At 42.4% G+C, this 14147-nt stretch carries 15 protein-coding genes; 1 reads left to right on the top strand and 14 read right to left on the bottom strand.

Annotated features, from left to right (window positions below; all coding sequences use genetic code 11):
* Positions 1 to 556 precede the first annotated feature (556 nt).
* The 14 genes from HFA01_RS10600 to prsW all read right to left on the bottom strand — a co-directional run bounded on the left by HFA01_RS10600 (position 557) and on the right by prsW (position 13021).
* A complete protein-coding gene (locus tag HFA01_RS10600) occupies positions 557 to 814 on the bottom strand; it encodes a stage VI sporulation protein F (protein WP_089652586.1) in 258 nt (85 codons plus the stop codon).
* Positions 815 to 875: 61 nt separating this feature from the next.
* Complete coding sequence (locus HFA01_RS10595) at positions 876 to 1916, bottom strand: NAD(P)H-dependent glycerol-3-phosphate dehydrogenase (RefSeq protein WP_146816031.1); 1041 nt, start codon at positions 1914 to 1916, stop codon at positions 876 to 878.
* Between the two features lie 25 nt (positions 1917 to 1941).
* Positions 1942 to 3252 (bottom strand): ribosome biogenesis GTPase Der, encoded by a 1311-nt coding sequence (gene der / locus HFA01_RS10590; protein WP_146816029.1) that lies wholly within the window; start codon positions 3250 to 3252, stop codon positions 1942 to 1944.
* Between the two features lie 177 nt (positions 3253 to 3429).
* A complete protein-coding gene (locus HFA01_RS10585) occupies positions 3430 to 3615 on the bottom strand; it encodes a capping complex subunit for YIEGIA (protein ID WP_146816027.1) in 186 nt (61 codons plus the stop codon).
* The gene (locus HFA01_RS10580) at positions 3612 to 4496 is read right to left on the bottom strand and encodes a YIEGIA family protein (protein WP_146816025.1); all 885 of its coding nucleotides are present in this window, start codon (positions 4494 to 4496) and stop codon (positions 3612 to 3614) included. Before HFA01_RS10580 ends, HFA01_RS10585 begins: the two co-directional genes overlap by 4 nt.
* Positions 4493 to 5086 carry a YphA family membrane protein gene (locus tag HFA01_RS10575; protein WP_146816023.1) on the bottom strand — a complete coding sequence of 198 codons (594 nt, stop codon included), beginning with the start codon at positions 5084 to 5086 and terminating at the stop codon, positions 4493 to 4495. Before HFA01_RS10575 ends, HFA01_RS10580 begins: the two co-directional genes overlap by 4 nt.
* 354 nt (positions 5087 to 5440) lie before the next feature.
* Positions 5441 to 6463, bottom strand: a complete 1023-nt coding sequence (fni, locus tag HFA01_RS10570; protein WP_146816021.1) for a type 2 isopentenyl-diphosphate Delta-isomerase — start codon at positions 6461 to 6463, stop codon at positions 5441 to 5443.
* A gap of 72 nt (positions 6464 to 6535) precedes the next feature.
* Positions 6536 to 7678, bottom strand: a complete 1143-nt coding sequence (rpsA, locus tag HFA01_RS10565; RefSeq protein WP_146816019.1) for a 30S ribosomal protein S1 — start codon at positions 7676 to 7678, stop codon at positions 6536 to 6538.
* Between the two features lie 103 nt (positions 7679 to 7781).
* Positions 7782 to 8363 carry a lysophospholipid acyltransferase family protein gene (locus tag HFA01_RS10560; protein ID WP_146816017.1) on the bottom strand — a complete coding sequence of 194 codons (582 nt, stop codon included), beginning with the start codon at positions 8361 to 8363 and terminating at the stop codon, positions 7782 to 7784.
* Positions 8360 to 9046 carry a (d)CMP kinase gene (gene cmk, locus HFA01_RS10555; RefSeq protein WP_146816015.1) on the bottom strand — a complete coding sequence of 229 codons (687 nt, stop codon included), beginning with the start codon at positions 9044 to 9046 and terminating at the stop codon, positions 8360 to 8362. Before cmk ends, HFA01_RS10560 begins: the two co-directional genes overlap by 4 nt.
* Positions 9047 to 9168: 122 nt before the next feature.
* On the bottom strand, positions 9169 to 9831 hold the full coding sequence (locus HFA01_RS10550; RefSeq protein ID WP_167506222.1) for a flagellar brake protein: 663 nt from the start codon (positions 9829 to 9831) through the stop codon (positions 9169 to 9171).
* A 108-nt stretch (positions 9832 to 9939) separates the two neighbouring features.
* Positions 9940 to 11280 carry a germination protein YpeB gene (gene ypeB / locus HFA01_RS10545; RefSeq protein WP_146816011.1) on the bottom strand — a complete coding sequence of 447 codons (1341 nt, stop codon included), beginning with the start codon at positions 11278 to 11280 and terminating at the stop codon, positions 9940 to 9942.
* A gap of 11 nt (positions 11281 to 11291) precedes the next feature.
* A complete protein-coding gene (gene sleB, locus HFA01_RS10540) occupies positions 11292 to 12143 on the bottom strand; it encodes a spore cortex-lytic enzyme (RefSeq protein WP_146816009.1) in 852 nt (283 codons plus the stop codon).
* A 218-nt stretch (positions 12144 to 12361) separates the two neighbouring features.
* Positions 12362 to 13021 (bottom strand): glutamic-type intramembrane protease PrsW, encoded by a 660-nt coding sequence (gene prsW, locus HFA01_RS10535; RefSeq protein WP_146816006.1) that lies wholly within the window; start codon positions 13019 to 13021, stop codon positions 12362 to 12364.
* 91 nt (positions 13022 to 13112) lie between these two features.
* Between prsW and HFA01_RS10530 the strand changes: the two genes are divergently transcribed.
* The gene (locus tag HFA01_RS10530; RefSeq protein WP_146816004.1) at positions 13113 to 14081 is read left to right on the top strand and encodes an asparaginase; all 969 of its coding nucleotides are present in this window, start codon (positions 13113 to 13115) and stop codon (positions 14079 to 14081) included.
* Positions 14082 to 14147: the final 66 nt, after the last annotated feature.

The following is a 14147-nucleotide window of genomic DNA, read 5'->3' as shown; positions in this document are numbered from 1 at the left end:
CTTTTTATTCATTCTTACTACCTTTTTTAAGATGTCTCTGTCTAACACTGTGTCGATGATAAATGATTAAAGTATATGTCAAGGTTGTTGAGAATTCTATTATGAGATGTATGCGGGTTTCGAAGCCTTGTTGAGCTTCAGGGGTGGTTGGGAAGCTACTCGTCTAGCTCCATCGCCCACGGGAGTCTCGCAGCTTCAAAATTCCCCCATTCCATGATTGTGAGAAATGACAGCAAGAGTCGTTTCCCATTTTGTGGCTATACTGAAAAAATAAGGAAGATCACCGCGCTCCCGCTGAAAGCGAGCCACTCCCCGGAGCCCCATTCACTCAACAAAAGTCTCGAAATGGAGTCTTAAACATTTATGCGCTTATATGAAATGGACATTGAGAGTTACCAAGCCATTCAACTGAAAATAAGCATAAAAAATCCGGGGCAAAATGGTTTGCCCCGGGTGACTAAACAATTCCCTGACCAGCTCATGTGTAATGATTGCTGCGTAATATCTTATGCATACGAATGAAGGACCGCCTCCTCAGGCGCCTATTGGTTCGTAATCATTTTAAAAACTTACCTAAGGTATTCATATCCAGAGGCATGTTTTGTTTGGTGATTGCTTCAACGATTTTATCTTCCTTCGATTTTGACACGTTTTTATTAGCAACCTTTGCGAGCTGGCGAACAAGACGTCTGACCGTCTTCTCATCACTGAAATCAGCATTCTGTACAGAATTCGCCACTTTGAAGACATCTTCTGGGTCGATGTTTGCTTTTTTCTTCAGATGATCAAAAATATTCTTTTGAAAATCATTCATGAACAATTGACCTCCTCGTGCGTTAGGTTCTGTGTAGTATATGCACGAGAGTCGATATGTGTCAGTCATTCATCTTTTCATCAAGAATATTTGTCAAATCCTCCATTTCATGACGACGAATCCTTGTCATCAGTTCGTCCACGACATCTCTCGGGTCAGCAGATTCAAATAGAATTCTATAGATCCCGGAAGTAATCGGCATTTCCACCCCTTGTTCCTTAGCAAGTTGAAAAGCGGCTTTTGTCGTCCTTACACCTTCTACGACCATTCCCATTTGCTCCAGAACATCATCCAATGGGTACCCTTGTCCTAGTTTATTCCCTGCTCTCCAATTTCGGCTGTGAGAGCTCGTACAAGTTACAATTAGGTCACCGATTCCTGTCAAGCCGGAAAAGGTAAGCGGATTTGCTCCCATCGAAGTTCCAAGCCGGGCAATTTCAGCAAGCCCTCTAGTAATAAGAGCCGCTTTGGCGTTATCCCCGTAACCAAGCCCATCAGAAATACCAGCACCAAGAGCGATGATATTTTTTAAAGCGCCACCGAGTTCCACACCTACAAGGTCTGGAGATGTGTAGACACGGAATTGGCGGTTAATGAAGAGGTCCTGTACTTTCTCCGCAACTTCTAATTCATCTGAAGAAACCGTTACGGTTGTCGGCTGTCTGAGACTCACTTCTTCCGCATGACTTGGACCGGAAAGGACGACGATGTCCTCATATTTTTCTTCTGGGATCTCTTCGGAAATCACTTCCGAAACACGCTTGTAAGAGCCAGGCTCTATCCCTTTTGAGGCGTGTGTGATGATTACTTTTTCGTTTAGTACTTGCTTCATTTGACCGCATACTTCTCTCATTGCTTTTGTAGGAACGACTAAAATGACATGTTTAGCACCTTCTACAACCGCTTCTAGATCATGGCTTGCCTTTATCGAATGAGGAAGATCAATATCTTTCAAATATTTTTCATTTCGATGTGTTCTGTTGATTTCTTCAGCGAGATTCTCTCTGTGTGTCCAGAGATGAACCTCATGGCCATTATCAGCCAGAACGAGGGCAAGAGCTGTGCCCCAGCTCCCCGCACCAAGTACAGCTACTTTCTCCATGCTACCTACTCCCTTCCTGAATGAATCAGCTACGTTTTCTTGCAAAGATCTTGATTGGTGTTCCTTCAAAACCAAAAGCTTCGCGGATCCTATTTTCCAAGAATCGCTCATAGGTGAAGTGCATCAATTCAGGTTCATTAACGAATACGACAAAACTTGGCGGTTTAACAGAAACCTGAGTGGCATAAAAGATCTTCAGTTTCTGCCCCTTGATGGATGGAGAAGGATTCATAGCAAGAGCGTCCATGATTACCTCGTTAAGCAGATTCGTCTGCACACGCTTCGCATGGTTCTCACTTGCTTCCAGTACTTTAGGAATCAATGTATGAATCCGTTTTTTTGTTTTGGCAGATAAAAAGACAATCGGAGCGTAGTCAAGGAATCGGAATTGATCCCGAACCTTGTCTTCAAACTCTTTCATCGTTTTTTCTTCCTTCTCTACGGTATCCCATTTGTTGACGACAATAATAACCGCTTTTCCAGCTTCATGGGCATAGCCAGCGATCTTTTTGTCCTGTTCATGAATGCCTGCATCTGCATCAATTAACGTCAGGACAACATCAGAACGTTCAATCGCCTTCAGTGCCCTCATAATGCTGTATTTTTCGGTCGTTTCATAAACTTTGCCTCGTTTTCTCATGCCAGCTGTATCAATGATCACATAATCCCGTTCATCTTTTGTAAACGGAGTATCGATTGCATCCCTTGTCGTACCTGCGATATCACTGACAATGACGCGCTCCTGACCGAGGAGACTGTTAACGAGCGAAGATTTCCCTACATTCGGTCGGCCAATTAGACTGAAACGAATGGTATCATCATCGATCTCTTCCTGAATTTTTTCAGGGAAGTGTTTCACTACTTCATCCAGCATATCTCCAAGTCCAAGCCCGTGTGTACCCGAAATTGGGAAAGGTTCCCCAAAACCGAGAGAGTAAAATTCATAAATGTTTTCTCTCATTTCAGGATTATCTACCTTGTTCACCGCAAGGACTACCGGTTTATTCGATTTAAATAGAAGTTTGGCAACTTCTTCGTCAGCCCCTGTAATTCCATCACGGCCGTTCACCATAAAAACAATGACATCCGCTTCATCGATCGCTACTTGGGCCTGGGCTCTCATTTGTACGAGCAACGGCTCGTCCCCCAGTTCAATCCCACCGGTATCAATGACATTAAAACTTGTGGTCAGCCATTCGGCTTCTGCATAAATCCGGTCTCTAGTGACACCGGGCGTATCTTCTACAATAGAGATTCTTTCTCCGACCAGTCGGTTAAATATGGTTGATTTCCCAACGTTCGGTCGTCCTACAATAGCAATTACTGATTTTCTCATGAAAGGATCATCCTTTCTTTATTTCTATTTTCATTATTCCATGTTTCCTCAGTAGTGAAAAGCAAAAAAATACTGCTCTCCCCCGGGCGATGGTTTAACAGCCCATCTTCCGAAGAACAGCAGGAAGCCATTAACTTTATTATCTTAGCAAACTTTAGAAAAAGAAACAATTCTTTCTCAATGCTTGACAATAATATATAGTTGATCGCTTAATGCATGAGCGATTCCATCTAAAATGGCTTCCAGGTTTGCCGCAATCGCTTCCATCTCTTCCTTCGTGTCGCATTTAAACACAGCTGCACTGCCATGGACCCGATCATCCTCCGTAGTCACGGCTGCCAATATGGCCTTCTCCATTTTCATGAATGATTCCTCCTACCCTTTCTCGAAGGCATTTGAATTGCGTTTTCCAGTACAGGTACGTGTTCAATAATCTCTTTCGCTCGTTTTGAATCCTTTTCTTGAGGAAGAATAAACACTCCAATCCTTCCATCATTCAAATCTCTTTTGATCAATGGCACAAGAGCAGGCGTACCGGAATCCCTGAAAACCCCCAGGGTGACGGATACATCATGCAAGATGGCCTGCCTTTGCCCGAGGTTTGCAATCGTAGAACGGACGCTGAATTCCTTAGGAGTCAATACAAAGCCCATTCCATATTTCAGAATCTCTTCCTGGCGCTCAGGTAAACCGATGTTCATGATATAAATATTATCGACATATAAACCAGCTCCGTCGAAAGAAATGGTCTTCTCTTCTACTGTTACGATATCCGAAAGCTTCGAACCACTCATCAACATCCTTGAGAGAAGAAAACATACAACAGCTGCCCCTAAAGCGACCCAAATATTAAGCGCTAGATAACAAAGGGTGACTACGAAAGAAGTAAAAATGACGAGGTAATTCCTACTCTCAAAAGCAACGGCTATTCCTTCAATATACGTATTGCCTCGCGGGACAAGTTCATAGGAGTCCATTTCCGTCAATGTGTTCCTCTCCATATTGCGTACTTCCCGAAATTGGGAAGCCGCTAACGTCAAGAAAGTGACAGCGGTAAATTCTTTTTCCATAATAGAAGGAATGGCGATCGTTCCAAGCGCTGCGGCAATAAACCCTAAAGATAAGTGGATGATTTTCCCGTGAAGATAAGTCGGATACTGCCTGTAATCCGTACGCAGCATGAAGACGCGAAGAGCTGTACCGACTAGGATTCCTAATATAATTGGATAGGTGTACTCATTCACACAAAAGCAGCTCCTTTTGATATGGATTTTCTTTTTTTACGTATCGATCTCTTCAATTGATCCACCCCGTGGAAAAGGAGCAGCACAAACATCCCTTTGATCGAGAGAGAGAGCATCGCATGTGTATCAATCAGGCCTTCATTTTGGTAAAGGGCGAAGATAAGGAAAGAGAACAAAGTGCCTCCGGCGTTTGTTAACACCCACAACCCCATCTGGCCGCCTACATCCTTAACAAACATCCGAAGGAGACCCACAATCACAAGGAGAAACAGAGAAACTCCCGGGAAGTTCACCCACACTGGATGGACAACAAGAAACATCCAAACCGCTGCGTAACCAACGCTAAGGATGAAAGGCCAAAAATAATCAAACATCGACCTTCTGATCGATATAAAAAGATAAGTTCCGAAAACGAGGAGGATACAAATGTGAAAATAAAATTGTCCATTTGGGCTCCAAGAAAGCCAATCATATGTACACATAAACACACCCAAAACCAATAACAAGTCGCGTTTCAGTTTCCTTCGTTGAATAAAAAAGACGGCTATAACCGTTAATGACCAAGCAAACCAATAAAACGTTGCCTCCAAGACCCCACACCTCCCAAGCTTCACCACTTATTATGTGTGGTTCATGAAAGCTTTAAACATTTTATAAAAAGAATTGGTCTGTTAGCTAGCGGTTGTGTTAAAGAATATTGCAGGATTGCGTGAGGCTTAATTTCGAGACTTTTGTGGGAGTTTATGGTCTACGGGAAAAGGGTCCGGGAAACGTCCGGACTATAAGAGACTCAGTTTCGTGACGTTTGTGGTGTGGGTGGGATTCTGGGATGGGTAGCCTACCGATAGAGAGAATAGAGCACGTCCCAAGGATCCCCGGAGAAGTGTTTGGTGAGCATAATAGGGGTTCTACATAAAAAAGCCTATGACCAGCTGGTCATAGGCTTAAATCATCCTTTGGTCATACCATTGTTTCGTATAACCCAACATAACGTGTGCTTTTCCATTTAATTCTTTAGGTTGGAGAGCGTTTTGAAGCATCATAGCTATCTTGAATTCATGTAGAACATGATGGATTTCTTCGACCAACGCTTCTCTACCCTCATTGACTAGTACCTTTAGTAGTGATCCGGCCATACCGAAACCCTTCGCACCAAGCACCATGGCTTTTGCTCCATCAAGGCCGTTGCGAACACCTCCTGATGCAAAAACATGCAAATCATTATAAATAGAAGCTTCAAGCACAGAAACCGGAGTGGGGATACCCCAATTGTTAAACGAAGTGAACGCACGCTCACGCCTCATGTTTTCCACTTTAGAGAAATTTGTTCCGCCTCTTCCTCCTACATCAAGGTGACGAAATCCCATTTGATAAAGAGTATCAGCGGTTTCTTTAGACATCCCATAGCCCACTTCTTTTACAATAACTGGAACATCAATGTGATCAATCATGTCTTGAATTCTATGCATCCGTTGGGAAAAGTCACGATCCCCTTCAGGCATAATCATTTCCTGAAGGGTGTTGATATGGATTTGAAGCGCATCAGCATGGAGCATACGCACCGCTTCTCTTGCCTGTTCTAAAGTAGCTTCACTTCCAACATTGGCAAAGATGATTCCTTCTGGATTCATTTCTCGAACAATTTCATATGTTTTCCGTTCTTCGGCATTTTTCAAGGCTGACATTTGGGAACCGACAGCCATTCCAATGCCAGTCTCTTTGGCAGCTATAGCCAAATTACGGTTAATGGCCATAGTCTCATCTCCGCCACCGCCAGTCATCGCATTAACAAAAAGAGGGGAACTTAAATAAAGTTCCCCTACTTGTATATTCATCTGTATATCCTCAAAATTGAGACGGGCAAGACTTTGATGAACAATCTCAATATCATCAAAATGATTATGAATCTCCCGTTCGTGACTGATGGCATGGCGGATATGGTCAATCTTCCTTTCAGATCTACTCATATCCATCCCTACTTCTTTTCAACTCTTTCGAATGATTCTGGTTCAAAGACCAGTTTTCCATTGTTCTAGAGCTTATTTTTTATATTTGTCTAGTTTATCCCCGATCATATCACTTAAAGAGAAACCGGAATTGTCATCTTCTTTTTCATACTGTTGAATTTCAGCTCGAGTTTCGTCACGCTCCAACTCTTTCATGCTTAATGAAAGGCGCTTAGCGTCCTCGTCAACGTCCAGAACTTTCACTTCAACCGTTTGTCCTTCTTCTAACACTTCATCAGGTGTACCGATGTGGCGGTTGGAAATTTGAGAAATGTGGACAAGACCTTCCACTCCCGGGAACACTTCAACGAAAGCCCCGAAACTTACGAGACGACGAACCGTCCCTTCAAGAGTTTCACCAGGGTTCACTTTTGAAGTGATCTCATGCCATGGTCCTGGCTGTGTAGCTTTCAATGAAAGAGAAATTCTTTCATTGTCACGATCGACGGAAAGTACTTTGACTTTAACTTCCTGGCCTTCTTCAACAACATCAGATGCTTTTTCCACATGCTGATGGGATAGCTGGGAGATATGTACAAGTCCGTCAATACCTCCAAGGTTTACAAAAGCACCAAAGTCTGTCAAACGTTGTACAGTACCTTCGATAACTTGTCCTTCTTCCAGGGATTGTAGCACTTCATGCTTTTTCGCTGATTCTTCTTGTTCAACGACGGCACGGTGGGAAAGGATTACACGATTTTGCTCACGATCCAATTCCACGACTTTAAGGGAAAGTGTTTTTCCTTTGTAGTCTTCAAAATCTTCAACGTAATACGTTTCTACCAAAGAAGCTGGAATGAATCCACGCAGGCCGATGTCTACGACAAGCCCACCTTTGACAACATCTTTAACTTCAGCTTCAAAGATTTCTCCGCTTTCGAACTTAGCTTCCAAATCTTCCCATGCCTGATCAGCATCAACGGCACGCTTAGAAAGTACGATTTCATCATCTTCCACTTTCTTGACTTGCAGAGTAAGCTCGTCTCCTTCGCTCACTGCATCCGAAGCTTTTTCTACATGAAGGCTGGATAATTCACTGATAGGTACAATACCTTCGACTTTATATCCAACATCTACGAGGACCTGTTTTTCTTCAATCTTCACGACTTTACCAGTCACGATGTCCCCTGCAGAGAATTCTTTCATTCCAGATACTTCTTGATTCATTTCATCCATACCAAGCTACCTCCTTCAAATTCCGACACAACCTAATAATACAGAAATGCCCTTTTGTCTAACTTCTAATATTTAGAGCATTTTGTCAAGTGATTACGCCTCATCATTGGTGAATTTTATGCAATTGTCTGATTTCTTCCATGATCCGATCTGTAACAACCTGGGCAGAAGCCTTCTGCTCACGATATTCTGTCATATCAATCGGTTCACCATACACCACTTTCAGTTTCTTGAACTTTTGATATGGCCCGATGATCGCACAAGGAACAATGGAAGCTTCGGATCTCAACGCAAAGAAACCAGCGCCGGCAAGGCCTTTGCCGATTTCGCCGTTTTTCTGCCTCGTCCCTTCAGGGAATAGTCCCAAAGCATGGCCATCCTTCAATATATCCAGCCCTTTTCTTAAGGCATTCCTATCCCTCATGCCACGCTTGATCGGAAAAGCATGGACTTTTTTCAATATACCCCCGATGACTGGGTTTTTAAACAACTCTTCTTTCGCAAGGAAGTAAATATTCCGACTGCTCGTTATACCTACAACGGGCGGGTCCAGATTAGAGATATGGTTGGAGCATATAATGACTGGACCTTCTGCAGGAATGTTCTTTTTTCCGACAATGTTTATTCTGTACATCGGAAATAAGATGATGCTGCACAAGGCTTTCCCAATTTTGTATAAATTCATCCCTGCTCACCTTTCTCCCAATTCTCTTTTACAATATTTAGAATTTGACTAACTACTTCGTCAATATTCATAGATGTTGTGTCGATCTCGATTGCATCCTCTGCTTTTACTAAGGGAGCAATTTCTCGATTGGAGTCAATTTCATCACGCTTTCGGATTTCTTCTTTCAATTGATTCAAATCGGAAGGGTAACCCTTCTCCAGGTTTTCTTTATGGCGTCTCTCTGCCCTTTCTTCCACGGAAGCAATCATAAAGATCTTCACTTCCGCGTCTGGAAGCACATGGGTTCCAATGTCGCGGCCATCCATAACAACACCCTTGTCCTTGACGAGTTCCTGTTGTCTCTGCACCATTTCTTCGCGTACATGTTTGTGTTTAGCCACGATTGAAACTTGATTGGTTACCTCCGCTGTCCTGATCTCCTCTGACACATCGCGCTGGTCGAGGATGACCCTTTGTCCAGCGTCACTTTGAACAAGGTTCAAATCTGATTGACTCAGTAGATGAGAAAGACCAGCCTCATCTTCAAGCGAAATGCCTTGTTTTAGAGCCTTCCATGTCAGAGCTCGATACATAGCACCTGTATCCACATAAATAAAAGAGAGTTTTTCTGCGACTTTTTTTGCTACAGTACTTTTTCCGGCTGCCGCTGGGCCGTCAATGGCAATTGTCATAGTGTTCATACGATCCGTATCCTCCATCTGTCTTATCAAAGAGAAAACGCACTGGCACAGCGCGTTTCCTCTAAAATTTTTGCTTAATGATCACAGTCAAGAATAACACAAATCTATGATGAAAATCTATTCTAATTACGTGTTCTCATTCTTGACTGCATTTGTCGTTCAAAGCAATATTTTATGATCATTTGCCTATCCTTTTCATGAATGTCTATAAATTCCACAGAAACCCTCTCCGGTTGGGAATCTTTTGCCGGAATGACGCGGATCACCTGACCCTTCGCAAATACGTAATGGGTCTCTCCTGTATTCATAGGCAGGACAAGCGTTAAGCCGATCTTTTCCTCTTCTGTCAGTTTTTCAAAAGGCGATTGTTTCAACATCACGCCTCCACCACTGATATCATTCGTTATGGTAGGAAAAGAACCAGAATTCCTTTCTACCGCTGCATCAACAGAGGCTTCGACGCGTACATATTTGCGTCTTTGGACCCTATTTAACTCTTCCAATCCTGGAAAAAATAATCCGATCACAGGGATATTCCTTTTCTCCCTTGCCATCACCTCGGTTTTAAACCAATAAACGGATTGGTCTTGACCAACGAAACTTGCTTGGAATTGTGTCCCATTCAAAAAGAAGCCAGTCCGGCCAGTTTTGGTATGTACAGGATAATCAATGTAAATATTACTACCTTCAAAATCCACCAATTTGCACTTGTATTGATCGACTTCATCCACCTCTGGCTTTTTTAACTCTAGTGTCAGAGGGGTACCCACCTTTAGATTCTCCATCATGCTCCTCCTCTATGAACATGATTCTATTATCTCATGTCTTTTTTAAAAAAGGAAGATAATAGGTCTAAAGATAGAGAAAAAGAACCCTCATCAGAGGGTTCTTTTTTAGACTTCTTGATTAAATTTCATCTCTGCTTTTTTCAACGTTTCTACTTTTTCTTCTTGTCCATTGGTCGCATTTATGAAAATACGATAGGTCGTATTTTCCATCGTAGCAAGAAATTCATAGCAAAGGACTTGTTCGTTGATATCATTTTCAATTACAGAAAGGTGATTCTCCTGGATCTCAACATTCGGGTTTACTTTTCCTCTTGCTTCTTCCAGTGAAATTTCAGGTTCATTCAGTTCTCGCTCACTATGGAAATTATAATACTCACGCGCACTCATTCCCAGTACTTCGCCATTATCAAGCGCTACTTTTACCACAACGGAATCAGGGAAGAACCGAACATCATTTTGAGTGTAAAGAAAACGGAACACTCCCATATTATCGTATTGATTGCTTTCCACGAGCTCTAGATTTGATATTTCCAAACCTTTGGCATACTCTTTCGCCTTTTCAGAAGCTTCGTAAAGTGAAATTTTCGGCTCTCCCACTTTACGGCTAATCATAATGGTCAAAGGATGTCCACCTTTTTCTGTCAAGTCGATGTATCCATTCTTATCACCGTTTTGGAAAGAAGCGGTGTACATGGGTACATCGGCGCCTTTCCCTGATTTAGTGACCGTGAGCTTATCCGTGGATACTTTCTCTAGCCATTGACTGGCGATTTTCGTCGCCTGCTTTTTATCAATCTTTTCACCTTTAAGGTGTCGGAAACTTTTCTCCGGGCCGGAGGTACCAAGACTGGTTTGAGTCACGGATCCCTCAAATCCATCCACGGATTTTTCTACTGTCTTAAAACCATTGACGATGGTATTATCTCCGACCTCATCATTCGTAGCTAACGCAAGTTCAACGTCCATCCACCTTAGATTATCCTTCATGACAACATTTTGTACTTTTCTAAGTTCCCCTTCGATTTCACCCGACTTTTGGTGAAGATCTTCCAGCATTTGAATCTCCTCTTCACTGAGGGGTTTCTTTTCCAGGTCTCGAACAGCTGTCCGATAAGTAAACTCACCGATGTCGTGTAAGAATTCTTCCGTTTTATTAAAAGGGAGAAGCGTCAGAGGCAGTTGGCCTACATCTGAACTTGCATCAGAAGAAATCTTCCATATTTCAGCGAGTTGGGGTGATAACCGGTCTCGAGAGTTCATCGCTAAGCTTGAACCGATCTTGTCATGGAGAAGATCGACATTGTAAGTCAGTTCATGAAATGCCCTTTGATAACTGTTTTCAGCCTGGATCAAGACAGCATTTTTATCCTGATTTTCTTTATAGCCCCAAATACCTGCACCGACCGTAGTTATACTTAGTATTATGATGGCGATCCATTTACCCATACGCCCACCTCCTATTTACAGAAAATATGTTTACCGATTTGCTTGATTTGCGGTCTGGACCAGATCCAGTCCGAGGTAGCTGTGACCGGATTGAAATAGTATAGAGCCTGACCAGAAGGGTCCCAACCATTAATTGCATCCATAACCGCTTCTTTCGCCTGATCATTAGGCTCAAGCCAAATTTGACCATCAGCTACGGCTGTAAAAGCACGTGGTTCAAAAATGACTCCAGAAGCATTGTTGGGGAATGAAGCACTCTTAATTCTGTTAAGGATAACAGCTGCTACCGCCACTTGACCTACATAAGGCTCACCGCGTGCTTCACCATAAACAGCATTCGCCATCAATTGAATATCATTTTGTGAATAGCCACTTGGAACATTGACGGCTGTAGGTTCCTCCGGCTGTTGTTGCTGCTGGTTTTGTTGTTGCTGATTTTGCTGGTTTTGCTGCTGTTGATTTCCTTGTTCGGTTTGTTGTGATTTAGGAGTGCCTCCATAATGTGTGAAGTCATTTCCTTTTCTAATCTGTTCTTTCACGTAACCCTCATCATAGTTACTTGCTTTGTTGAGCTTATTTTTCACTTCCTGCCCTACAAGTCCATCGATTTCCAGACCAAATTCGTACTGGAAATTACGGACAGCCCAGTAGGTTCCCCATCCAAAAACTCCATCAATTTCTCCATTGTAAAAACCTAAGTACTGCAGCCTGGATTGAAGTTCAATGACATCATCACCCGTGGCCCCTTGCTGAATGACCTGATTTGAGAAACCTAGGACAGGTTTGACATAGGTCAACTCTGATAAAGGGAAAAGCAACAAAGCTAAACCCAAAAAAACGACCATCGTCTTCTTCCATACCATCCAATATCCACCCCTGACCCAAAAGTTTTGTTATAGGGGTAGTTTTTAACAGAACCAAAAGATTATGCATATTTTCATTTCTGGACTCAGCAACGATGAAGGAAACATGATCATCCGTGATTTTCCTATAAGCTCCCGAGCGTGGAAGACTCATGTATGTCAGAAATAGTATTTAATAATACTTGTTAATAAAAAAAGAACAGCTATGTGGCTGTTCTTCATGGTTTTAATAATTTTTCATGATGCTGATTCGCTATTTTAATTTTACGGAGACCATTCACCCATAAGATAATCATAAAAGGTGTAATCCAATACATCCATGTCATTTCTTTTACAGTAATAATATAATCATAAATTACGTGCAATCCTACAGGAATCACCAGCCCTAAGGCTAAGCACCAGTTCGACCGGCTTGTTCTGAACTTTGCTTTCCCCATATAAAATCCCATGATAATACCAAAAAGGGCGTGGGATGAAACTGGAAAAACAGCACGTAATATGGCAATTTCAATTCCATTTTGGAAGATATAGATAATATTCTCAATCGTTGCAAATCCTAAACTGACGGCCACTCCGTATATGATTCCATCATAATGATGATCAAAATCAGAGTGACGATAGGCCACGAATAATAAAAAGAACCATTTAAAGAATTCTTCAAGGAATCCTGCAAGGAAAAAAGATTTCAAAAATGAAGAATGAAATACGTTTTCAGTTTCGAAAGCATATTGAATGAACATGATAGGAAAAACCATGATTACGCCTATGATGAACATACGGATAATCAGAGGAAGGGGCTCTAATTCGATCCGTTTACTTAAGTATATAAATGTCATGATGGCCACGGCAGGAGATATAGCGACAGTCAATATGGCCATGTTTCTCAACCCTCTCTCTTTCATTCACCTACGTTTCATCGTATCATGAAGATATGATAAAAGGAACATTTGAATGGAAGATGGTGTAAATATGAAGCGAATACTAGTCATTCACACGGGTGGCACAATATCTATGAAGGAAAACAAAGAAACAGGTGAAGTGAACACTTCGTCCAAGCACCCACTGGATGAGATCTCAACCATGCTAAAAGGGAACACGGTCATTGAAGATGAGATTTTGTTTTATCTCCCTTCCCCACATATCCGGCCAGACCACATGTTGAAACTAGGCCGATCCATTCATGAGAAAATGTCCAGAAAAAACTATGATGGCATTGTTATCACTCATGGTACAGACACTTTAGAAGAAACCGCTTATTTTCTGGATTTATTTTTGCAAACGAGAAAACCAGTAGTCGTCACCGGCGCCATGCGGTCAAGTAATGAAATTGGATCCGATGGTCTGTATAACTTATTAAGCGCAATCAGGGTAGCCAATTGTGATGAGGCTCAAGACAAAGGTGTACTTGTTGTCATGAACGATGAGATTCATACCGCTAAGAACGTGACCAAAACCAGTACGAGTAATGTAGCGACGTTTCAAAGCCCTCAATACGGTCCCATTGGAATTACTACAAAATCGGACGTGTTCTTCCATCACAAAATGACGCGCCGTGATTCCTACCCCATTCAAGACATAGGGAAGCAAGTGGCCCTCATTAAAGCTTACGCAGGCATGGATGGGACCTTGATCGATGCCGTTCGAGAAAGCCATGTAGATGGTCTTGTTATCGAGGCTTTAGGACAAGGAAACCTCCCACCAGAAACAGTAGATGCTTTAAAGCGCACGCTTGAGGATGGCATCCCCATTGTCTTAGTCTCCCGTTGTTATCAAGGTATTGTACAGGATACATACGGTTATCCAGGCGGCGGGCGACAACTGAAGGAAATGGGAATGATCTTTGCCAATGGACTTACTGGACCAAAAGCGCGCATCAAGCTGATGGTCGCACTTGAAATGACCACAAATATGACCGAACTGGAACATATGTTCAGCTGAAGAATTCGGTCAAAAATAGAATACCTCCCTATGAAAAAGCCTGAAGTTGATAAACTTCAGGCTTCT

This window comes from Halobacillus faecis, assembly GCF_007991335.1.
GTDB lineage: Bacteria > Bacillota > Bacilli > Bacillales > Halobacillaceae > Halobacillus > Halobacillus faecis.
The sequence above is the reverse complement of the archived record's forward strand: the minus strand, read 5'-3'. Positions and strand labels throughout refer to the sequence as shown.